This window comes from Polaromonas jejuensis NBRC 106434, assembly GCF_001598235.1.
GTDB classification, from domain to species: domain Bacteria; phylum Pseudomonadota; class Gammaproteobacteria; order Burkholderiales; family Burkholderiaceae_C; genus Polaromonas; species Polaromonas jejuensis.
Genome location: NZ_BCYO01000008.1, coordinates 97,022 through 118,157, shown reverse-complemented (window position 1 = coordinate 118,157; position 21,136 = coordinate 97,022). Strand labels below are relative to the sequence as shown.

At 63.7% G+C, this 21,136-nt stretch carries 23 protein-coding genes and 1 pseudogene; 12 read left to right on the top strand and 12 right to left on the bottom strand.

Annotated features, from left to right (window positions below; genetic code table 11):
- Nucleotides 1–194 precede the first annotated feature (194 nt).
- Entirely contained in the window at nucleotides 195–386 is a 192-nt protein-coding gene (locus PJE01S_RS11970; RefSeq protein WP_068833848.1) for a hypothetical protein, read from the bottom strand.
- A gap of 295 nt (nucleotides 387–681) precedes the next feature.
- Here PJE01S_RS11970 and PJE01S_RS11965 point away from each other — a divergent pair, with 295 nt between their 5' ends.
- From PJE01S_RS11965 to PJE01S_RS11955, 3 genes are read left to right on the top strand one after another with little or no spacing between them, the layout of a single operon-like run.
- Nucleotides 682–1,563 (top strand): S1C family serine protease, encoded by an 882-nt coding sequence (locus PJE01S_RS11965; RefSeq protein WP_068833847.1) that lies wholly within the window; start codon nucleotides 682–684, stop codon nucleotides 1,561–1,563.
- Nucleotides 1,560–1,937, top strand: a complete 378-nt coding sequence (locus tag PJE01S_RS11960; protein WP_068833846.1) for a response regulator transcription factor — start codon at nucleotides 1,560–1,562, stop codon at nucleotides 1,935–1,937. Before PJE01S_RS11965 ends, PJE01S_RS11960 begins: the two co-directional genes overlap by 4 nt.
- An 8-nt stretch (nucleotides 1,938–1,945) precedes the next feature.
- Nucleotides 1,946–2,947 carry a S1C family serine protease gene (locus tag PJE01S_RS11955; protein ID WP_068833845.1) on the top strand — a complete coding sequence of 334 codons (1,002 nt, stop codon included), beginning with the start codon at nucleotides 1,946–1,948 and terminating at the stop codon, nucleotides 2,945–2,947.
- Nucleotides 2,948–2,950: 3 nt separating this feature from the next.
- On the opposite strand, the gene PJE01S_RS11950 is transcribed toward PJE01S_RS11955, so the two are convergent.
- The 7 genes and pseudogenes from PJE01S_RS11950 to PJE01S_RS11925 all read right to left on the bottom strand — a co-directional run bounded on the left by PJE01S_RS11950 (nucleotide 2,951) and on the right by PJE01S_RS11925 (nucleotide 8,742).
- On the bottom strand, nucleotides 2,951–3,325 hold the full coding sequence (locus PJE01S_RS11950; RefSeq protein WP_157090308.1) for a TraR/DksA family transcriptional regulator: 375 nt from the start codon (nucleotides 3,323–3,325) through the stop codon (nucleotides 2,951–2,953).
- Between the two features lie 27 nt (nucleotides 3,326–3,352).
- Nucleotides 3,353–3,457, bottom strand: a pseudogene (locus PJE01S_RS25940) (short-chain dehydrogenase); the annotation flags it as partial.
- 766 nt (nucleotides 3,458–4,223) lie between these two features.
- Nucleotides 4,224–5,369 carry an MFS transporter gene (locus PJE01S_RS11945; RefSeq protein ID WP_174548542.1) on the bottom strand — a complete coding sequence of 382 codons (1,146 nt, stop codon included), beginning with the start codon at nucleotides 5,367–5,369 and terminating at the stop codon, nucleotides 4,224–4,226.
- Nucleotides 5,370–5,434: 65 nt separating this feature from the next.
- Nucleotides 5,435–5,890 (bottom strand): chromate resistance protein ChrB domain-containing protein, encoded by a 456-nt coding sequence (locus tag PJE01S_RS11940; RefSeq protein ID WP_068833843.1) that lies wholly within the window; start codon nucleotides 5,888–5,890, stop codon nucleotides 5,435–5,437.
- Nucleotides 5,891–5,968: 78 nt separating this feature from the next.
- Nucleotides 5,969–6,589, bottom strand: coding sequence for a superoxide dismutase (locus PJE01S_RS11935; RefSeq protein WP_068833842.1), 621 nt, complete (start codon nucleotides 6,587–6,589; stop codon nucleotides 5,969–5,971).
- 24 nt (nucleotides 6,590–6,613) lie between these two features.
- The gene (locus PJE01S_RS11930) at nucleotides 6,614–7,786 is read right to left on the bottom strand and encodes a chromate transporter (protein ID WP_068833841.1); all 1,173 of its coding nucleotides are present in this window, start codon (nucleotides 7,784–7,786) and stop codon (nucleotides 6,614–6,616) included.
- Nucleotides 7,783–8,742, bottom strand: a complete 960-nt coding sequence (locus PJE01S_RS11925; RefSeq protein ID WP_068833840.1) for a chromate resistance protein ChrB domain-containing protein — start codon at nucleotides 8,740–8,742, stop codon at nucleotides 7,783–7,785. Before PJE01S_RS11925 ends, PJE01S_RS11930 begins: the two co-directional genes overlap by 4 nt.
- A gap of 581 nt (nucleotides 8,743–9,323) precedes the next feature.
- Between PJE01S_RS11925 and PJE01S_RS11920 the strand changes: the two genes are divergently transcribed.
- Complete coding sequence (locus PJE01S_RS11920; protein ID WP_068833839.1) at nucleotides 9,324–9,530, top strand: dodecin; 207 nt, start codon at nucleotides 9,324–9,326, stop codon at nucleotides 9,528–9,530.
- 244 nt (nucleotides 9,531–9,774) lie between these two features.
- Here PJE01S_RS11920 and PJE01S_RS11915 read toward each other — a convergent pair whose 3' ends face one another.
- Nucleotides 9,775–10,434 (bottom strand): peroxiredoxin, encoded by a 660-nt coding sequence (locus tag PJE01S_RS11915; protein WP_068833838.1) that lies wholly within the window; start codon nucleotides 10,432–10,434, stop codon nucleotides 9,775–9,777.
- 476 nt (nucleotides 10,435–10,910) lie between these two features.
- On the opposite strand from PJE01S_RS11915, the gene PJE01S_RS11910 reads away from it, so the two are divergent.
- Genes PJE01S_RS11910 through PJE01S_RS11900 form a run of 3 tightly spaced genes read left to right on the top strand, consistent with a single transcriptional unit; the run spans nucleotide 10,911 to nucleotide 13,669 of the window.
- On the top strand, nucleotides 10,911–12,050 hold the full coding sequence (locus PJE01S_RS11910) for an ABC transporter substrate-binding protein (protein WP_068833837.1): 1,140 nt from the start codon (nucleotides 10,911–10,913) through the stop codon (nucleotides 12,048–12,050).
- A 50-nt stretch (nucleotides 12,051–12,100) separates the two neighbouring features.
- Nucleotides 12,101–12,889, top strand: coding sequence for an enoyl-CoA hydratase-related protein (locus PJE01S_RS11905; protein WP_068833836.1), 789 nt, complete (start codon nucleotides 12,101–12,103; stop codon nucleotides 12,887–12,889).
- A gap of 39 nt (nucleotides 12,890–12,928) precedes the next feature.
- A complete protein-coding gene (locus tag PJE01S_RS11900; protein WP_068833835.1) occupies nucleotides 12,929–13,669 on the top strand; it encodes an SDR family NAD(P)-dependent oxidoreductase in 741 nt (246 codons plus the stop codon).
- A gap of 77 nt (nucleotides 13,670–13,746) precedes the next feature.
- On the opposite strand, the gene PJE01S_RS11895 is transcribed toward PJE01S_RS11900, so the two are convergent.
- The 3 genes from PJE01S_RS11895 to PJE01S_RS11885 all read right to left on the bottom strand — a co-directional run bounded on the left by PJE01S_RS11895 (nucleotide 13,747) and on the right by PJE01S_RS11885 (nucleotide 17,088).
- Entirely contained in the window at nucleotides 13,747–14,565 is an 819-nt protein-coding gene (locus PJE01S_RS11895) for a VOC family protein (RefSeq protein WP_068833834.1), read from the bottom strand.
- Nucleotides 14,566–14,871: 306 nt separating this feature from the next.
- The gene (locus tag PJE01S_RS11890) at nucleotides 14,872–15,900 is read right to left on the bottom strand and encodes a Gfo/Idh/MocA family protein (protein ID WP_169804378.1); all 1,029 of its coding nucleotides are present in this window, start codon (nucleotides 15,898–15,900) and stop codon (nucleotides 14,872–14,874) included.
- Nucleotides 15,901–16,167: 267 nt separating this feature from the next.
- Nucleotides 16,168–17,088, bottom strand: coding sequence for a LysR family transcriptional regulator (locus tag PJE01S_RS11885; RefSeq protein ID WP_068833832.1), 921 nt, complete (start codon nucleotides 17,086–17,088; stop codon nucleotides 16,168–16,170).
- 100 nt (nucleotides 17,089–17,188) lie between these two features.
- Here PJE01S_RS11885 and PJE01S_RS11880 point away from each other — a divergent pair, with 100 nt between their 5' ends.
- Genes PJE01S_RS11880 through aroE form a run of 5 tightly spaced genes read left to right on the top strand, consistent with a single transcriptional unit; the run spans nucleotide 17,189 to nucleotide 21,132 of the window.
- On the top strand, nucleotides 17,189–18,136 hold the full coding sequence (locus tag PJE01S_RS11880) for a ketopantoate reductase family protein (protein ID WP_068833831.1): 948 nt from the start codon (nucleotides 17,189–17,191) through the stop codon (nucleotides 18,134–18,136).
- A gap of 11 nt (nucleotides 18,137–18,147) precedes the next feature.
- Nucleotides 18,148–18,546 (top strand): VOC family protein, encoded by a 399-nt coding sequence (locus tag PJE01S_RS11875; protein ID WP_068833910.1) that lies wholly within the window; start codon nucleotides 18,148–18,150, stop codon nucleotides 18,544–18,546.
- A gap of 37 nt (nucleotides 18,547–18,583) precedes the next feature.
- Nucleotides 18,584–19,063: a MaoC family dehydratase gene (locus PJE01S_RS11870; protein WP_068833830.1), complete on the top strand. Its 480-nt coding sequence runs from the start codon at nucleotides 18,584–18,586 to the stop codon at nucleotides 19,061–19,063.
- A 14-nt stretch (nucleotides 19,064–19,077) separates the two neighbouring features.
- Entirely contained in the window at nucleotides 19,078–20,298 is a 1,221-nt protein-coding gene (locus PJE01S_RS11865) for a CaiB/BaiF CoA transferase family protein (RefSeq protein WP_068833829.1), read from the top strand.
- Nucleotides 20,299–20,310: 12 nt separating this feature from the next.
- Nucleotides 20,311–21,132 (top strand): shikimate dehydrogenase, encoded by an 822-nt coding sequence (gene aroE, locus PJE01S_RS11860; RefSeq protein ID WP_068833828.1) that lies wholly within the window; start codon nucleotides 20,311–20,313, stop codon nucleotides 21,130–21,132.
- Nucleotides 21,133–21,136: the final 4 nt, after the last annotated feature.

Here is a 21,136-nt window from a genome sequence, read left to right as displayed (position 1 = left end):
CATCCTCTGCTTTTCATCGGTGCGGGTTGTCGATGTGTATCTCGGTCTTCCAAGTCCCATCGTTTCGATTTTTAAAGTTTTCATGGTCGCCCCTTCTTCACCGGGCACATAAAAGGACCTGCCTGACGACGCTGTAGAAAAAACCAATTCTGAACGCCCAGTTCAGTGTTGGGAGAAATTTTTTGAAACAGATTTCACTCGTCATCATCTTTTTCCCCGTTTTGCACTCGAACTCGCTTTACGGCGTCCACGGTGTATCGGCTCGGGCCACGGCGGCCATCGCTCAACGTCAATTGCCACTTCTTGTCACGTAGCTCGAAGCTCATGTACAGGTCGGCCTGGATCGCCGTATCCTGACCGTGTGAAGCTGTCTGGGTGATAGACATTTCAGTTCTACTGCCAACCCGCTCTCGTCGGGGCAACGCGCGGGACAGGGGTTCACTTGGTGTGCACGGAGCCTCGTCCTGGCCCATTTTTTGTGACTGTGGCCGGCTTTAACTTTCACAAATGGCGCGTGAGGCGTTGAAGCGGTTCAAGACATAGAGTCAAGAAAGCTGGCTTACCCCCAATGCGTTGGTCGTGGTGCAATGGCCTCGTTCGGATCCCGGTAGGCGCCTGCCCACCTGGGCAGTAGACGCGGCCCGGGGCGGCTCGCACAATGAAGCCAACTCAGGAGATCCGATGGCCGATACCTCTACTTTGACCCTTGAGCAGCTTTCCACGGCGATGACCGAAGCGGTGGCCGCGGCGTCGCGCAGTGTGGTCGCGGTGCATGCGGGACGCGCACGCGCGAGCGGATTCGCCTGGCGCGACGGACTGGTCGTCACCTGCGAGGAGGCGCTTCCCGAAGACGAAGACGTGGCGGTCGCGCTGCCGGGCGGCGCGACCACGGCGGCCACCGTGGTTGGCCGCGATGCCAGCACGGACATCGCCTTGCTGCGCATCGACGGCGCGCAGCTTCCACCGATGGCGCTCGATGCCGCACCCGTTCGCGCAGGAGCGATCGCCCTGGCGGTCGGAGCGTTCGAAGGCAACCCGGTGGCCGCAGTCGGCGCGGTCTCGTTGGCCGGGCCCGCCTGGCGCAGCCTGCGCGGTGGCGACATCGACGCCCGGATCGAACTCGACCTGGTGCTCCGCCGCAGCGCCGAAGGCGGCCTGGCGCTGGACGCGAGTGGCCGGGCCATCGGCATGGCCGTGTTCGGGCCGCGCCGGCGCGCACTGGTCATTCCGGCCGCGACGATAGAGCGCGTGGCAGCGCTGCTCGAGGCCCACGGCCGCGTGCCGCGCGGTTACCTGGGGCTCAGCCTGCAGCCGGTGCGGGTCAATCACTCCGGCGTCGGCGCGATGGTCATGGGCATCGCCGACGACGGCCCCGCGGCGGCGGCAGGGCTGCGCCAGGGCGACGTGATCCTGGCCTGGAATGGCCAGCCGGTCCGAAGCGTTCAGATGCTGCTGCATGCGCTGGGGCCGGCCAGCGTCGGCACCGTCATCACGCTGTCACTCAAGCGCGCCGGCGAGGCCGCGGAGCTGGAGCTGACGGTGGGCGAAAGGCCAGCCGATTGAACGCGAACACCCCCAGGGAGTCGATCGTGATCGCGCTCGAGATCGCGGACCCCGTGCTGTCGGAACGCCTGGCCGCTGCCCTGGCGGGTGTGCCGGGCGTGCGCGTGGCGCGGCGCGGTGAGGCGGCCGACGTCGCCCTGGTCGCGACCGCCACGGCAGCGCCCGTGGACGCCGATGCTGCGCTTACCAAGCGGGAGTTCGAGGTGCTGTCCCTTATGGCCGAAGGGGCGTCCAACAAGGCCATTGCACGCCGCCTGGGCATTTCGGTCCACACCGCCAAGTTCCATGTCGGTTCATTGATCGACAAGCTGGACGCTTCGGGCCGTACCGACGCCGTCGCCCACGCGGTGCGGCTGGGTGTCATTCATCTTTGAGGTGCGTCATGTTCGACGAGACAGCCCTACCGGCGCCGCCGGAAGGCATCGGGCCCGACACGGATCAGGAGGCGCTGGTCGACGCCTACTCGCGTGCGGTGGCGGCGGTGGCCGAGAGCGTCGGGCCGGCCGTCGTCCGGGTGGAAAGCCGCGCGCCCGGTCGGCGTGGCGGACTCGGATCCGGCGTGGTCATTGCCGGCGACGGGCTGGTGCTGACGAACAGCCACGTCGTTTCGGGCGCACGGCGCGTGCGGCTGGGACTGGCGGAGGGCGGTGACAAGGAGGCCGATGTGCTCGGCGACGATCCCGCCACCGACCTGGCGCTGCTGCGCGCCGAGCTCCCGCGCGGTGCCGTGGCCGCAGTGCTGGGCGATTCCAAGCTGCTGAAGCGCGGTCACCTGGTGGTAGGGATCGGCAATCCCCTGGGGTTCGAGTCGACGGTCACGGCCGGCATCGTCTCCGCACTCGGCCGGTCGCTGCGATCGCAAAGCGGCCATCTGATTGATGATGTCATCCAGACCGATGCGGCGCTCAACCCGGGAAACTCCGGCGGCCCGCTCGCGGCGGCATCCGGCCAGGTGGTTGGCATCAACACCGCCGTGATTGCGGGAGCGCAAGGCCTCTCGTTCGCGGTGTCCAGCAACACCGCACGGTTCGTGGTCGGAGAATTCATCTCGCATGGCCGCGTGCGGCGCGCCCACCTTGGCATTGCGGCGCAAACGGTGCCGGTGGCCCGGCGCCTTGCCCTTGCCATCGCGTCGGGTGCACACGGTGTGCGCGTTGGCGAGGTGGAGGCGGGCGGCGCCGCGGACCGGGCGGGCCTGCGCGTTGGCGACATCCTCGTCGCACTGGACGGCGCGGTGGTCGCAGGCGCGGATGACCTCTTGCGCCTGCTCAATGCGGATCGAATCGGGCGCCCCGTTCAGGTCTCCCTGCTTCGAGGCGGCCGGCTCGTGACCGAGACCGTGACGCCGCAGGAGCGCGTGCAGCCGGCGTCCCCGCGCCGCTGACCTTCAACGAACCTGAGAATGCTCGAAGCGCGTCTGGCACACGATGCAGCGTGACGCGCTCGGCTGCGCCTTCAGGCGCTCGAAGGGAATGGGCTGGCCGCAGTCGATGCAACTACCATAGCTGCCGTCGGCCATGCGCTCCCGCGCCTGCTGGATGGCGCGCAGCTCTTCCTGCTCGCGCTCCAGGTCGACGTGTTCGAGCCCGTGGCGGAAATGCTCTTCCGCGTCCTCGCCCGGGTCCTGCACCTCGCGCACGGTCGCGGGCGGGCGCTCGGCGGCCGCCTGCTTGGCCGCGCGCACTTCGACCTGCAACTGGGCGTCGCGTTCGGCGAGGGCGCAGCGTAGCAGATCGAGCTGGTCGTTTCTCAGGGTCGTCATGGTCGGGCGCAGCAATTGTCGTGCCTGTCAGGTGGCTCCAGCGCTGCCGGTGACCGACAGCACGATGCCTGTGATGTCGACGGAGCATACAGGCGCGGCGAGAAACACGTATACCGGCGAGAGTTTCGCCGGCGAAAGTAGCGGCGTGATTTCATAAATTGGGTCATGAAGCAAAAATCGATACGCCGTTCCGGCGCATTTCTCCAAGGCTGTTGTGTCTTTAACAATAGGACACCTTAAAACCGCCGGAGTTCCAGACCGGGCTCGACCAAGGCGCTCAGCGCAGCCGCGCCGCGCGCTTGTGAGCCGGCTTGTCCCAGCCCAGTACCGCCACTCGCAATGGCCGCTACGCTATAAAGCGAGTCGAAAAACGATCGCCACCGACAGGTACGGGCCCTGTGCGGTCACTGATGATTGGGATTCGAACGACGGGACTGCAGCGTAAGCGGGTATTGGCGAAGGTCTGCTTTCTGGATGTCATTCCATTTCCAAATCATCCGTGCACTTTGTCGGCTTCGCTTGGCCGAAGTCTGTACTGCCTGCGCTTCGCCTTCGCGTTCACGAATGATTTGGAAATGGAATCAGATACCCGGATAGCCCAAACCTCTTTCCGTTTGAATGGTGTCTTTTGTCCGACGATCACACCCTTATTCCAAGGATCGTGATGTACGCGACTGATTGCACTTTCCATTTTTGACTCCTTGTTAATTGAGGGATCCAGCTGTGGCCGTGTCTCGGAAAACTGCAAGAATTTTTCGGTATTGCTTAGACTGCGCTCGCCCGGCTTATGGATTCATGTTTCAGCTTTCAGCACAATGCTCAGAAGACGCCAGCGGGTTAAGTCCAATCTGGTGTCTGAGGGGCGTGGAAAAGTCTGGCACGTCCCTTATGCCCATGATCATTCAGGAAGAGAGACGTTACGAAAAGAACGCCAGATCGCGATGTCATAGGCGATTTTGAGTAACCCGCAGGTGACTAACGGCGCTGCGAGCCAGCCAATCGAAAACAGAGCGCCGCCGATGGTAGGGCCTGCCGCTGAGGCCAAGCTTCGCGGCACGGCCGTGAAGCTGGCTGCGGCGGTCCGTTCTGCAGGTGTCACTACTGACATCACAAACGCGCTACGGGCGGGTACATCCATCTGCGACAGCAGGGAGCGGATGATGAGCAGGGCGAGCGAGGCATAAAGGCTTGACGCGAAGGCCGCGGCGATCAAGCACAGGCTTGCAGGGATATGCGTGAACACCATGGTGTTGAGCAGCCCGATGCGCTTGGCCAACCGGGGCGCTGCCAGCTGCGAAGCTGCAGAGCAAAGCCCTGACCAGAAAAAGAACGCGCCCGCGGAGGCAACTGACATGTCAAACCGCTGGAACAGCCACAGAGCAAGCAGCGCGTTGACCACCAGGCCGCCCGCAAACGAGTCCACCGAAAAAAGCGCTGCAAGGCGGATCACCACCGCACGCGACTGGGCAAGAGGCGTTGGCGCCTTGACCTCATGCCCCTGCGGGTTCGGCAATCTTTGATAAAGCAGCCAGACCACACAGCCGATGGCGCCGTAGAGGACAAACATGGCTCGCAGAGCATTCAGGGGCGACATGTACGGCCACGAGCCAAGATAGCCGGGAAGCGCGGCGGCAAGCGATCCAAATGCCCCAAATAGCGACCCCGTGAAGCTATACCTTGCAAACAAGGCAGTGCGTGTTTCGCCGTCAGTCACCTCCGCGAGGCGTGCATGCTCCAAAGGCAGGAAGAGGCTGACATCCCCTGAGCTGGGGTTAAGAGTGCCGACGAAGGCGATGATCAACAGTGGCCAGAAGGAGGAGCTCGCGGCGAAAGCAAAGCCGGTGGCGGCCATCAGGACCGCGGCAAACGAGAGCACGTGGCTGCGGTGGAAGCGATGCCCCCACGCGCCCACAGCCAGCGTTGCGAGAGCGGACCCCAGAAGCGTCGTTGTGGCAAGAAGACCCACTTCCCAGGTTCCCAATCCCAGAGCAAGCAGGTAGGCAGGCAAGAGCACGGCGACAAACCCGTCTGCGAAGGCGCGCATGGCGCGCGCTTGCAGCAGAAGCAAAGCGGTCTTGCCTGCGTCCTTGGGTAATAGCAGTTTGCGCGTCACAGGCTTCTCGGAGCAGGTGTTCCAGCTTTGAAGGGAGCCTTCGCGCAAGCGGCATATAAAGCGTCGTAGATGACCATACCGTGGGCTAGCATCTGGTGATCGTCATCGAAGTTCATCGAAAGCCCGCGCGAAATGGCCAGAAGTCCTGCCGCCTCTTCAGCCAGTTTCGCAGCACCCGTGTCGGCGGCACGAACGATTAACGCGAGCTTGTCCAGTGCTGCGTCCTTGAGCTCGTATTTTTGGATGAATGCGTCGAAGCTGCAGTGGTGGCCGTGATGTCCCAGCTCAACGCCGGGCACGTCGTAGGGGATAGCGCCGACTTCGCCAGCCACACGCATGACATCCCCGGCAGGCACATAGAGAAAATCAGGTGCGGCATCGATGAAACGCGCCACAAGCCAGGGGCACGCAATACGGTCGATCTTCGGTCTTTCGCGAGTGATCCACTTCATGACACGACTCCTTCGTCAAAATTGAATTTCTTCGGCATGGGCTCGGCCGTGATGTCGAGCCGGTCCTGATCGAAGCGGTCAGGCTTTTGCTGCTGACCCGATACGACGGGCGACTTCTTCCCATTGAATGTTCTGGAAAAACGCGTCGATGTATTGGGCCGCTGCCGCCCCAAAATCCATTTGGTAAGAGTGCTCATACATGTCCATGGCCAAGATAGGCAAGGTGGCCGCAGGCCCATGGGCATGGTCGCCAAGCCAATAGTTTTCGAGTTGGCGGGTGTGGACATTGAACCCCAGGATCACCCACCCCGAGCCGCCGCCAAGACCCGCGCCCATTCGGCGAAATTCGGTTTCCCAGGTGTCGAAGCTGCCGAAGGCATCCGCGATGGCCTTGCGCTCGTTGGCCCCTGCCTGGCCATTTCCGCCGAGGTTGTCGAAATAGCATTCGTGGAACACCACCGACCCGGTACGCAGCAGATGCTCGCGTTTCAGGTCGTTGTAGATGAAGGCAGGCGTGTCCTTGTTGGCCAAGGCCTCGGCCAGTTGCTTCTTCACAGTGGCGAGGGCTTTGACGGAGCCGCCATAGTTGTTCTCCCAGTGCGAGCGAATCAATCGCTCGGAGAGTCCGGCGAGCTTGGCCGGATCGAAGGACAGTGGCTTGAGCGTGGCTTGGCTCTCGAATGCGGGAATGCTGGTCATGGCGTTTTCTCCTTGGGTTCGCGGTTACGGGTGCAACAGCGGGTAGATGGCAAGCCCGATCAAAGCCGCGCCAAGCACGACAAAGGGTTCGGGGATCTTCCTGAACTTCCACAGCAAGGCGGTCGCGCCCACTGCCAGAATCGCCGTAGGGATGTCCGTGATGGAGCGCTGCGCGATGACCACCACGGAACCTGCGATGGCGCCTATGGCCGCTGCCGTGATTCCATCGACGAAGGCGATGACCGAGGGATGCTTGCCCCACTTCTTGAAGTGCGGAGCGGCAATGATGGTGATCAGGTAGCAGGGGAAAAAGGTTGCCGCCGCAGCAATGCTCGCCCCTTGCAATCCCGCGATCAGGTAGCCAATGAATCCGGTGGTGATCACAACGGGTCCAGGCGTGATCATGGCCACGGCGACCGCGTCCACGAACTGGCGATCATTTAGCCAATGGTGCTCAGTTACGACGCCTCCATAGAGGAAGGGGACGATGGCAAGGCCGGAGCCGAAGACGAATGTTCCGGCCTTGGCGAAGAAGAGGCCAATCTGGAGGACCAGGCTGGGGTCGGCAACCACCGGCAGCACTTGTGGGAGTTGGGTTGGCATGGCCACAGCACAAGACGCGTTTCCGAACTTCGGCTTGCAGCGGATCAGCCAGACCAGGATGCCCGAGCCAATGAACAGCCATGCGATCTCGGATTGGGTGACGATGGTGACAATCGCCAGGACGCCAAAGATGGCCCACAGCAGCCTGTCCTTGCCGATGTTCTTGGTGGAGAGCTTGTGGGCGCCGATGACCATGATGCCCAGCACCGCAGCACCCACTCCGTAGAAGACCGCCTGCATCCAGGGCAGCCCGCCATAGGACACATAGGCCATGCCCAGGCCCACCACCATCAGAAACGACGGCAGCACAAATGCGAAGCCCGCGACCGTGGCGCCAAGAATTCGGTGATGGACAAAGCCCAGGTAGATCGCCAGTTGCGCGGCCAATGGCCCCGGCGCGATCTGCGCGAGCGCGAGTCCCTCCTTGTAGTCGGCCTCCGAAATCCATTTGCGCTCCTCGACCAAGTCGCGGTGCATGAAGCCCACAAGAGCCACAGGGCCGCCAAAGCCCAGCGCGCCCAGGCGCAGGAAATAGAGCATGAGTTGCCAGAGGGTATAGCTGGCTGGCTCGTTGGATTGATTGGAGTCGCTCATGGCTTTTTTGCTTTCTGGTCAGTCGGGCCGCCTTGTTGGTAATTCGTGAGAAGGCCGTCGAACACCGCGCAAGCGGCGGCCATCAATTGATCGTCGTCCTCGATGCCGGTGCGAAGCCCCGCCAGGATGCTTTCGACGCCCGCAGCTTCGGCGGGCTGCACGCCGCCGACATCCAGGTAATGAACGAGGGCGCCCATCCGCGACAGCGCTGGCGTCTCGATGCCAAAGCTCGCGAGCAGGACCTCAAAGGTCACGCGCGCGCCCACATGGGTGAAGCTCGCGCCGTCGAAGTCAAAGCCCAAGGCCTTGGGCGGGCAGTCGGCGGGGGACTCAAGCCAAAGAAACTTGGCCTTGGGGTCGATGAGGCGCCGAATCAGCCAGGCGCTCGCAAGCCGATCGACCCAGGGCCGCTTGCGCGTGGCCCAGGTCTTGCCCTTGAAGTCCTTGAGGTGGCGCCGATCGATGGCGGCGTCCAGTGCGTGAGGTTCGTCGGGAGAGAGAAATTGATTCGCGGCGGCTTCCAGCTCGCGCAAGGCGGCTTCGGCTTGCTTGCGCGCTTCGCCCGGAAAGAAGTCGATATCGGAGACGCCCGCAAAGGCTTTGCTCAATTTCCTCGCCTGTTTGAGCGCCTCTGCCGCGCTATCAAGCGTGAGGTCGGCTCTTGCTGCGCCAATGTCGGCTAGCAGGGTGGCGTAGTCGGAGCCGCGATCGAACAAGCTGACGAAATCCCCCTCTTTCGGGGGCTCCATGCCCACAAGCATCGCGCTGCCGCCTGCCGAGACGATATCGGAGGCGACCGCTTCCAGAGTGGAGCGGCATTCCTTGCGCTCAGGCATCAGATAGACGCCGTCGCGAATTGCGGCGGCTCCCGACGCCTTGAGCGCGCGCCAGGTCCGCATGCGGGCCGTGGCGGTCTCAGTGGGCAGGCTGGTGATAAGGGCGATCCATTGGTTCATGTAATTAAGTCTACTATTATGTAGAAGGTAATACAAGATATGTTGTCGAGCCTGCTCCCAGGCCTCGAAGGCTGATGGCTAGGTCATCCCCGGTGGCTTAATGGAGCCTTGATGGACAAACGCATGGATCGCAAAGCAACCATGAACGCAGGCGTGGCATCGGCTCTTGGGCCGCTCTTCTTTTTGGGGCGGGCACCCCTTTGCCAGGATTCTTCTGGGGAACGTTGGCCCCTGGATGCTCGCGGGACTGTTCTACCTGGGATCGGGCCTGGGGCTGACGATCTATTGGCTGGCGAGCCGGTCGGCTCCGGTCAAGCTCCCGCGCGGCGAGGCGAAGTGGCTTGCAGGGGAGCTTGGCCTTGTTCGAGATGGGGGCTATCAGCCAGCACCGGATGTTCGACCTCATCTCCATAGAGGTAACGTTCAACCAAAGGGCCAGCATCACGACAATGGCTGCATTGCCCGCAATCCAGCGTCATGCCGCCAGCGCGTGCTTCTTGCCCGTGGTCTTGTGTTTGTAGTTCCAACGCAAAACACGTAAGATTTCGCGAGACAGACCGAACAACTCTGGGAGCGATGCGATGAGCAACCATGTCTACAAGCTGCTTGAACTGACCGGCTCCTCCACCGTCAGTATTGAAGATGCTGTGAGCACCGCCATCGCCAAGGCGCATGAGACGGTGCGGAGCATCCAGTGGTTCAGTATCACCGAGACCCGGGGCCATGTGGTCGATGGCAAGGTGGCGCACTGGCAGGTTTCCCTGAAGATCGGATTCACGCTCGAATAGCCGCCGGCGTGTTGGCGGCGACCACCCATTGATCGGGTGTGCCGATCTTCAAGTGGCCAGGTCTACTCTCCGAATAGACATGGCCGGCAACCTTCTGAAAAACAAGTGATCACTCAATGTTTGGCGCAGGCCATGTTGAATGATCAATCTGGCGTTGGTGTCACGGTGCGCATCGCTCGCGGCACAGGTGTCAAGGCGCCCAACAGGTGCGACTGGCAACCTGCTGAGGCGACTTGCTCGAAGATCATGATGGTTGCTTGACGATGCGCAGGTAGGGCTTGGGTGCCTTCCAGCCCTGCGGGAACAGCTTCTTCGCGTCGTCGTCGGACACTGAGCCGGCGATGATCACGTCATCGCCCTGTTTCCAGTTCACCGGTGTGGCGATCTTGTGCTTGGCCGTCATCTGCATCGAGTCGAGCACGCGCAGGATCTCGTCGAAGTTGCGGCCGGTGGTCATCGGGTAGGTCATCATCAGCTTGATTGTTTTGTCGGGGGCGATGATGAAGACCGAGCGGACCGTGGCGTTGGCGGCCGCCGTGCGGCCCTCGGACGTGCCAGGCTCCGCGGCAGGGAGCATGTTGTAGAGCTTGGCCACCGCCAGGTCGGTGTCACCAATCATCGGGTACTTCGGCAGATAGCCTTGTGTCTCCTCGATGTCCTTGGCCCAGCGCGCGTGGTTGTCCACCGGGTCCACCGACAAGCCGATCAGCTTGCAGTTGCGGCGCGTGAACTCGGGCTCGATCTTTGCCATGTAGCCGAGTTCGGTGGTACAGACCGGCGTGAAGTCCTTTGGGTGCGAGAACAGGATCGCCCAGCTGTTCCCTATCCATTCGTGAAAGCGGATCGTGCCCTGGGTGGTCTCGGCCGTGAAGTCAGGGGCGGTGTCGTTGATGCGCAAAGACATGATGATTCCTTTGGCGCCAGTTGGTCAGCGGCGGCCCGCCCGGCGCTCTGAAGCGCGGCCACACAAAATTTTAGCAAGTAGCCTGCCGCAGGTCGAGGACGAGGTATCTGCCGACCATGGGGCCGCTGATGAGGTTGACGAAGCCAACGCCGGCGAGGCAAAACACGGAATCCGATCGCCTCACGATGGGCAGCGTCGGCTCAGGGTGGCCATCAGGTCGGTCGGCGGTGACAGTCCGGCAGCCCCGGCAGGACCCGGCGTGAGAGCTGCCGTAAGACCACGGTCTGGTTCAGCCCTTGGCCGCTGTTGATGTCATGTCTGAGGGGGATAAGCGTCTTGAGAGTTATTTGGAAACGCAATGATGTGTATTGCCTTCATTGCATGGACGCCATGTCCATTCGTTTCTAGGATTGTTTCCACGTCTGCAGGTCAGGCGCATAACAACCCAAGCCCCTTTCCTTTTCAGGAGACAACAGATGACGAATGTATTTGGCCGGATCACGCTATCGCTTGCCCTCGTCGGTGTGCAGGCCATTGCCGGCGCCCAGCCCATCCCCATCGCGGGTCTGGTTGAGCTGTCCGGCTCGGGCGCCACTGCAGGCACCAATTTCGACAATGGCGTCAAGTTGGCCATCAAGGAAATCAATGCCGCGGGCGGCTTCTCCGGCAGGAAGTTTGACTACACCGCATGGGATACCCAGACCCAGCCAGGCGTGGCCAAGTCACTGGCGGCCAAGGCGGTGGACCAGGGCGTGCCGCTGGTGATTGGCCCGGTTTTCTCGGGCTCGATTCTGGTCAGCATGAACGAGACCCGGCGCGCGGAGATTCCGAACATCATCGGTGGCGAAGCCGCGCAGATCACGCAGCAGGGCAACCCCTATGTCTTGCGCAGCTCATTCACCCAGGCTGCGGCCATGCCCAAGGTGGTGAGTTACATCGCCAACAGCGTCAAGGCGCGCAGTGTCGCCGTCATCTATGTGAACAACGACTTCGGCAAGGGCGGACGCGACGCGATCACCAAGGAGTTCCAGGCGGCAGGCATCAAGGTGGCCGCCGACATTTCCACCGAGCCCGGGCAGCTGGATTTCTCCAGTGCGGTGCTCAAGGCCAAGCAGGCGCAGGCGGATGCCCTGTTCATTTACACCAACGAGGAGGAGTCCGCCCGCGCGCTCAAGGAGCTGCGCAAGCAGGGTTATGACAAGCCCATCATTGGCGAGTCCACCCTGGCCAACGACAAAGTCATTGAACTGGCGGGCGATGCGGCCAACGGCGTGATCGCCCATGTGGGCCTGACCCCCGACGCACCCAATCCCACCGTGCAGGCCTTCTCGAAAAGGTATCAGATGGAATACAAACTTAAGCCCGACCACAACGCGATGAAGGGTTACACCGGCATGCACGCGGCCAAGGCCATTTTTGACAAGATCGGAAAGATAGACCCCAAGGCCTTTGCGGCCGCGATGCACACGGCGTCTCTTTCGGCCAAGGATTACCCCGGGGTGCTGTTTGACGTGCGCTATGACGCCAAGGGCGACCTCGACAGGGAAAGCTTCATCGTCAAGATCGTCAACGGCCGGGCCCAGGTCATCGAAACCCTCAAGCCGGTCGCCAGGTAAGCCTTTGCGTTTACATCCCTCTTTCTGCATCGGTCCGCTCAGTCGCCAGCATGCACCACCCTGATTTCCGTCATTGCCGTTTTGAGTGCGAAGGGCCGGTGCTGACGCTGACCCTGGACCGGCCCGAGGTGCTCAATGCCTTGCATCCCGAGGCCCATGCAGAACTGGCCCGCGCATTCGATCTCTATGCCGCCGATCCGGCCCTGAGGGTGGCCATCATCACCGGCGCGGGCGACAGGGCGTTTTGCGTAGGCACCGATCTCAAGGCACTGGCCAGCAGCGGCAGCCATGAAAAGCCGACTACCGGCTTTGCCGGCATCACGTCCCGCTTTGATTTGTTCAAGCCCGTGATCGCCGCGGTGAACGGTCTCTGCCTGGGCGGCGGCGTGGAAATTGTCGCGGCCTGCGACCTGGCGATTGCTTCGGAGCAGGCTGAATTTGCGCTGCCCGAGCCACTGGTGGGTTTGGCCGCGCTAGGCGGTGGCGTGCTGCAGCGCCTGCCGCGCCAGATGCCGATGAAGGATGCCATGTGGCTGGTGCTCACCGGCCAGCGCATGGATGCCCTTGAGGCGCGCCGTCTGAGCCTGATCAACCAGGTGGTGCCGCATGCCGAGCTGATGCCGCGCGCCCGTGCGCTGGCGCAGACCTTGCTGGCCTGCGCGCCCCTGGCCTTGCAGGCGTCCAAGCAGGTCATGCTGCAAAGCCTGAATGAACCCGACCTGGCCGCTGCGATGCGGGCGCGTTATGACGCCGCCGAACGCATGCTGGCCAGCGACGACGCCATCGAAGGCCCGCGCGCATTTGCCGAAAAGCGCAAACCGCGTTGGACCGGAACATGACGCGGGGCAGCATCACCAACTCCCTTGAATGAACCTTCCATGAACCTGCAATTGAAAGGCCAGGTCGCCGTTGTCACCGGTGCCGCTCGTGGCATCGGACTGGGTATTGCGAAGCGGCTGGCCGACGAAGGCTGCCGCGTCGTGGTCTGGGACATCGACACCAGTCCCTTCGATCCGGCCAGCGCCGGGTTTGAACCGGCTTTTCTGGCGAACGTGAATGTCGCTGATCATGCGTCGGTCGAAAAGGCATTTGCCGCCACGACGGCAGCCGTCGGCCTGGTGGACATCCTGGTGAACAATGCCGGCATCAACGGCCCGGTGGCCAATGTGTGGGACTACCCGGTTGAAGCCTGGGAGCGGGTGCTGGCGGTCGATCTCTCGGGCGTTTTCTACTGCTGCCGGGCAGTCGTCCCGCAGATGCGGGCGCGCGGCTACGGCCGCATTGTCAATGTGTCGTCGATTGCCGGCAAGGAAGGCAATCCGGGCATTGCCGCCTATGCCGCAGCAAAGGCCGGTGTCATTGGCCTGACGAAATCGCTGGCCAAGGAATTGGCGGACTCCGGCGTGCTCGTCAATGCGATTGCCCCGGTGATCACCGAGACCGAGCTCTTCAAGGAAATGACCGCCGAGCACATCGCGCTTGCCAAGGGCAAGATTCCCATGGGGCGATTCCTCACCATTCCCGAGATCGCGGCCATGGTGGCATGGATAGCCAGCCCGGAATGCAGTTTCACGACCGGCTTCGTTTTCGACCTGTCCGGCGGGCGTGCCACCTACTGATTCAAGACACTCATGATGCGGCGGCATCCACCACGCCGCGGCCTCGTGCCTGACAGTGTCGTGCGCCCGCGTGCCTGCTATGCGCTTCGATTGACTAGGGGGCGTGCGTACAGGGGATGGCGCATGCTGCGTACCTCGTGCTCGAGGGTGGCCAGCACCTCGCCCGTGTCCAGGTCGGTGATGTCCTGAAAGCGGTACTGGCTCTCGTTGCTTTCCTCGGTGATCAGGTCACGTTCGAGCAGACGCCGGTGCACGCCCGAAAAATCGGCGACGGTGATCTGGACGTGGTGGCCGTCGAAGGGCGGCAGCGCGCGGCCGGTCTCACGGAATACCAGGCTCTCGCCGAGGCCGATGGGAATACGCGCGAAGGCGCCGGTGGCGTCGCTGCCGATGTGGGCTGGCGCCGCAAGGATCTCGCTGTAAAAGCGGGCGATGCCCGCGGCGCTACCGGGGGCGCTGTCAATCTCCACATAGGGCATGCCCAGCGTCATCCGGCCAAAACGCGCGGAGTCTGGCGCGTGCACGCGGATACGGTTGCCCCAGGGACAGGTGACATCCACGCATTCGCCGGTGCGGACAAAGGCAAACTTCGTGTCCGTCAGGCGCGGCGCAACACTCCCCAGCCGTGCAAGCAAGGCATCCAGATCCGGCATGACGAGGCCGGTCATGCCACGGAGCACCTGGGCCGGTCCGACTGGCAGGTGGAACTGGCAGGTACCGACATTGATCCAGGCGTTGTCCACGCCGGTCCTCAGGTAGGGGTCGCGTGTGAGGCCCAGGCCCATGATGTAGAAGATGAGCGCCTGCTGCTGGTCCGGCACGCGGATATTGACGTGACCGAACTCGACGATGTTTCCGACGTCTTCGGTGGTGCGGTTGAAAACGGATGGGCTCATCTTGGATGCGAATAATTGGGTTTTGAATGTAGGCGATGCGCATCATGGCGTCCATGTCATGGGGGAAATGGGCGCCATGTCGTTTGGCAATGCGTTCCATGTTCCTGATGGCATGGAGGGTTGGCCATCATCGCCTGTATTTCCCTCAGCTTTTCGTCAGCGTATTTTGTTCCAGTTCACAACTGCCATGGGCCCGGCCGCGTCACTCGAAATAGCCATGACCATCTCTGCATCGCCAAAAATCGGCTGCCATGTGCTCGATGCCCATGGGGTGCAACACGCGCTGATCGCGGGGCCCAACCCGGTTTATGGCCTGGGCAACACCTGCCAGGCGCCGCTGCGTCCGGACTCGAACAGCGCCTCGATCGTGCGCAGCGTGCCTAGCGCATCCTCTATCGGCCAACTCGCTTCCTGGTGGCCCAGCAGCAGGCGTGAAAAGCGCTCGACCTGAAGGGTGTACTGGTTGACCGGCTCGAATGTGAAGGTCTCGGTCGGAAAAGAGCCCACGCTGGTGGCGTCACCCAGCTCGATACGGCACGCGCTTGGCCGCCCATGCGCATAGGGAAAGTCCAGGCGCAACCAGCCGGTGGCGCCCAGCACCGACAGCTGCTGGTGCGAGCCCCAGCTGGAGGGGCCCGCCTGCGTGGCGACGGTGAACGCCGCGTGGCGGTCGCCGTAGTCGAGCAGCGCGCTCGACAGGCGGTCGATGCCGAAGGCCGGGTCGTGCTCAAGCGCCGCCACCACGCGCGTCGGCTGGCGCTTGAAGATCAAATTGCAGGCGCTGATCGCGTAGGAGCCGAGGTCGTAGAGCGCGCCGCCGCCGGCTGCCGGGTTATTGCGAACGTCGGCCGGGTCGAGGAACTGTTTTGCCAGGGTGGCATGCACCGCGCGCACGGGTCCAATGGCGTTGCTTGCGAGCAGGTCGTCCAGCTTGGCCCACTGCGGGTGGTTGCGAAAGCTGAAGCCTTCCTCGATGTGCAGGCCGCTGCGGTCGCGCACCGCGCAAAGCTGCGTCACCTGGGCGGCCGTCAGGCACAGCGGCTTCTCGCACAGCACGTGTTTGCCCGCTTCGAGCGCGCGCACCGACCATTCCAAGTGCAGCTGGTTGGGCAGCGGCACGTAAACGGCGTCGATGTCCGGATCGGCGAGCAGTTCATCGTAGCTGGCGTACACGCGCGGCACGCCGAGCGCCTCTGCCGCCGCGCGGCCTTTGGCGCCGTCGCGCGAAGCGAGCGCAAGCAGTGTTGCGCTCGGCGCTTCGTTCAATGCCGGCATGGTGCGGCCGGTCGCAATCGCGGCAGCGCCGAGCACGCCCCAGTTGATGGTTTTTTTCATGTCGTGTTCTTTCATCCGGCCGCGAGGCCGCGCTCAATGGGCACAGTTCCAGCCGGCTGCGACACGAACGATAAACAGGCGTCTTCACTTCGTCCAGACACGGGAGCCAATACACGCCATTGCTTCTTGCAATGGGGGCCGCAGCGGTGGCGCGGCCCATGTGGACCGGCTCGACGTAAAACTGCCGGGACGGGTGGTTGCCGCGATAGTTCAGGGTTTGAGTGTGCTATTAAATTGGTAGCTTGTTACGCCCGTATTGCCTGGGGTTTAAGCACTTTTCATGAACAATTCGGCACACAGGCCGCGCAGCCAGCGGTTGGCGCTGTCGTGGTGGTAGCGGGCGTGCCAATACTGCTTGACGGTAAACCCAGGGATGGGCAGGGGGCAGGGCAGCACGCGCAGCCCGGCGGCGCGGGCCAGGGTTTCGCCGATGTGGCGGGGCAGGGTGGCAATCAGGTCGGTGGTGGACAAAATGCCTGCCAGACCCAGAAAGCCCGGCAGCTCCAGCAGCACCCGGCGCGAGACATGCTGTGACGCCAGGGCGTTGTCCAGCAGCTGGTAGCCGGTTCCCGAACTGATGGCGATATGCGCCTCGGCCTGGTAGGCCTCCAGGTTCCAGTCCTTGCCGGCTTCGCTGCCCACCCGCGGATGACGGGCGTTGGCCAGGCAGATCCAGTCCTGGCCATACAGCGTCTGCTGGTAAAAGCCGGCGTCCAGCCAGGGCAGATAGCCCAGCGCCAGATCGGCGTCGCCGGACTGCAGCGCGCGCGCCAGCTCGCCGTCTATGCGCCCGGCTTCCAGCGCCACGCCCGGCGCCACCGCCCGCACATGCGACAGCAGCCGCGGCAGCAGCGTGATGTGGCTGGCGTCGGTCATGCCGATGCGAAAGCGCCGGCGGGCCGTGGGCGGGTCAAACTCGGCGCCTGACTCGGACAGCCGCTGCAGGCCGGCCAGCACCTCGCGCACTGTGCCCATCAGCGCATCGGTGCGCGGCGTGGGCAGCATGCCCTCGGCGGTGCGCACAAACAGCGGGTCGTTCAGCTGCTTGCGCAGGCGCGCCAGCCAGATGCTGAGCGTGGGCTGGCTTTGCCCCAGGGCTTCGGCCGCACGTGTGACGCTGCGGGTGGCATAGAGCTGGTCCAGCAGGCGCAGCAGCTTGATGTCCAGCAGTTCAAGTTCTTTATCCATACCTCTATTGTGATGCGCAATGACATGTATTGTCTTCATTGTATGGACGGTATGAAAGGGTCTCTCCACAATCCGCTCCTGAATCCCTAAGGAGCTTGTAGTGAAGATTTGTGTTTTGGGTGCCGGTGCGCTGGGCTGTGCCATAGGCGGCGTGCTGACTGAGGCCGGCCATGAGGTCTGGCTCATCAACCGCAATGCCCCCCAGGTAGACGCCATGAACAGCCGCGGACTGATGCTGCGCGATGACGGAGTCGACCGTGTCGTGCGGGTGCACGCCGCCACCACCGCCCAGGGCGTGAACATGGACACGGGCGCGGTGGCGCTGGTGATCGTGCTGGTCAAGTCCTTCGATACCCGCCAGGCCATGCAGAACGCCATGTCGCTGCTGGGGCCAGACACGGTGGTGTTGTCGCTGCAAAACGGCCTGGGCCACGAGGACATCCTGGCCGGGATCGTCGGCCCTGAACGCGTGCTCGCCGGCAAGACCTATGTAGGCGGCACGCAGCTGGCGACTGGCCATGTGATTGCCGGCACGCGCGGCAAGCAGACCCATATCGGCGAGCTGAGCGGCGTGATCACGGACCGCGCCCGCGCCATTGCCGAGACCTTCAACCACGCCGGGCTACAGACCACCGTCAGCGACAACATCCTGGGCACCATGTGGGACAAGCTGCTGGTCAACGTGGCCACGGGCGCCCTGAGCGGCATCACCCGCCTGCCCTACGGCGCGCTCTACCAGGTGCCCGAAGTGGAGGCCTGCGCCGTGGCGGCCGTGGCCGAAGCCATGGCCGTGGCCCGCGCCAGCGGCATCCGTCTGGACACCACCGAGCCGCGCCACGCCTGGGTCAGGGCGGCCGAAGGCCTGCCCCCGGAGTTCAAGGCCTCCATGCTGCAAAGCCTGGAAAAAGGCTCCGCCACCGAGGTCGATTACGTCAATGGCGCCGTGGTGCGCCAGGGCGCGAAGTGCGGCGTGCCCACCCCGGTTAACCAGGCCCTGGTGGCCTGTGTCAAGGGCATTGAGCGCGGCTTGCCCAACTCAATGATTTGAAAGAGACGCTGATGGCTTACACCCAAAAATCCTATGTCGAGCACGTCGCCGTGCGCGTGAAAGACATCCGCTGGCACATCGACTTTTTCTACGAGGTGCTGGGCATGGACGTGCGCGAGATCGACGGCCCGACGGACGCCCCGCGCCAGTACTGGACGCTGGGCGGCATGCAGCTGATGAGCACGCCGGACTTCGAGGCGCGGCCCTCCAACGATGCCGGCTGGCTCGCCCATCTGGGCATCATGGTCGAAGACCTGGACGCAGTCCTGGCCGAGGCGCAGAACTGGGGTGTGAAGCCGCTGCCGCAAGGCCGCAACTGGCTGCAGCTGCCCGACGGCCTGGCCATTGAACTGATCCAGGCCAGCGGCAACAGCGTGGCCCAGGCCCTCGCCGTGAAGCCGCGCGGCTAGTTTGACCCGTTTGCCTTGACTGACTGAAAGACACCCCATGCCCAAACCCGATATCCAGTTCACCACCCCTGAAAAATACTGGGACGACGCCAAGGTCGGCGACGAATGCACCAGCCCGACCTACCTGGTTACCGCCGAGCGCATTGACGCCTATGCCGAACTGACGGGCGACTTCACGCCCGTGCATGTGGACGAGGACTACGCGCGCAAGAGCCACTTCGGCCAGCGCGTCGCGCACGGCCTGATGGGCCAATCGGTCGCCGATGGCCTGAAGACGCAGAGCGAATACCGCTTCCTGCCCGGCATGTCGCTGGGCTGGACCTGGGACTTTTTGCTGCCGATCGCGATCAACGACACCGTGCACGTCAAGTTCCGCGTGGGCAGCATGCGGGCTTCCAAAAGCAAGCCAGGCTGGGGCATCGTGGTGCTGCCGACCGAACTCATCAACCAGGATGGCCAGGTGGTTCAAAAAGGCGAACACCGCCTGATGATCCCGCGCCGACCCGGCACTTACTGATTGCAAGGAACACCATGAGCACCCAAGACTTGCCGTTAAAGGGCATCCGCGTCATCGACTACAGCCACTTCCTGGCCGGCCCCTATGTGGGCCGCTGCCTGGCGGCACTGGGCGCCGAAGTCATCAAGGTCGAACGCCCCACAAGCGGAGACGCCGGGCGCCAGCACGCCTGGTTCGTCGGCAACCACAGCGGCTACTTCCTGCAGCAGAACATGGGCAAGAAAGGCCTGTGCGTCAACATCAAGGACCCGCGCGGCCGCGAGCTGCTGCAAAAGCTGGTGGACAGCGCCGATGTGTTCGTCGAGAACTACCGCCCCGGCGCGCTGGGCAAGCTGGGGCTGGGCTACGAGGAGCTGGCCGCCCGCAACCCGGGCCTGGTGTACTGCTCGATTTCGGCTTACGGCCACACGGGCCCCGATGCACACCGCGCCGGCTTCGGCCTGATCGCCGAAGCCAAGAGCGGCATCATGCAGATGGTGGGCACGCCGGGCGAGGCGCCCCCGCTGCTGCGCATCTCCCTGGGCGACATGTACACCGGCATCCACGCGGTGGCGGCCATCAACGCAGCACTGCTGGGCCGGGTCAAGTCCGGCAAAGGCCAGCACATCGACCTGGCGCTGTACGACACGCTGGTGTCCATGCATGAATACGCGGTGCAGTGCTACACCCTCTCGGGCGGCAAGGAAGTGCCGGTGCAGACCGGCCACGACATGCCCCAATCCACGCTCTACGGCGTGTTCCGCGCCAATGACGGCGACCTGGTCATCGCCGCCCAGGTGGACGATGCCTGGAAGCGCTTTGCGGCGCTGGTGGAGCAGACCGGCGGCCCGGCCGGCTTTGGCGCCGACACGCGCTTTCACAGCACGGCCGGCCGCAACGCGAACCGGCTGGAGATCCTGCCCATCGCCCGCGCCTGGGTGGCGCAGCGCAGCGTGGCCGATGTGCTGAAGGCACTGGACGCCATCGACGTGCCGTGCGCCAAGGTGCAGCGCATCGACGAGGTGCTGGCCGATCCGCAGATCCAGGCCCGCGGCATGGTGATCGAGCAGGACCACCCGGTGCTGGGCAAGATCCGCCTGCCCAACCTGCCCTTCCATTTCTCGGGCTGCGACACCACCGTCACCCAGGTGGCGCCGGACCTGGGCCAGCACAACGCTGAAATTGCCGCCAGCCTGGGCTTCAGCGACGAGGCGATCGCGGCCATGCAGGCCGACGGCGTGCTTTACAACGCTTAAGGAGACTTCCACATGACAGACAAATACGCCGTCATCGGCAACCCCATAGGCCACACCAAGTCACCGCTGATCCAGGGCATGTTTGCCCAGGCCACCGGAAGGGACATCGATTACACGGCGATCCTTGGCCCGTTGGGCGAGTTCGCCAAAACCGTGGACGCGTTTCGCGCCAGCGGCGGCCGCGGCATGAACGTCACCGCGCCGTTCAAGCTCGACGCCTTCGCCTACGCCACCGACCTGTCGGAGCGCGCCCGCCTGGCCGGTGCGGTCAACGCGATGAAGTTCGAGGGCGAGCGCGTCTTCGCCGAGAACTTTGACGGCGTGGGCCTGCTGCGCGACGTCACGCACAACCTCGGCTGCCCGCTCGCCGGCAAGCGCGTGCTGCTGCTGGGCGCCGGCGGCGCGGCGCGCGGCGCGCTGCTGCCCTTTCTGGAGCAGAAGCCCGCGCAGTTGGTGATCGCCAACCGCACCGTGGACAAGGCCCAGGCGCTGGCGTCCGAACTGGCCGGCCACGGCCCGGTCAGCGGCGGCGGTTACGCCGAGCTCGCCGGCCAGCAGTTCGACGTGGTGTTCAACGCCACCTCGGCCAGCCTGCGCGCCGAGCTGCCCCCGGTGCCGGCCACCGTGTTTGCCGAGGGCTGCCTCGCCTACGAGCTGGCCTACGGCAAGGGCCTGACGCCCTTTTTGCGCCTGGCGCAGAACGCCGGCGTGCGGCGCCTGGCCGACGGCGTCGGCATGCTGGCCGAACAGGCGGCCGAGGCTTTTGCCTGGTGGCGCGGCGTACGGCCGGATACCCGCGCGGTGATCAGCCATCTGACCGTACCCCTGGTCTGACTTT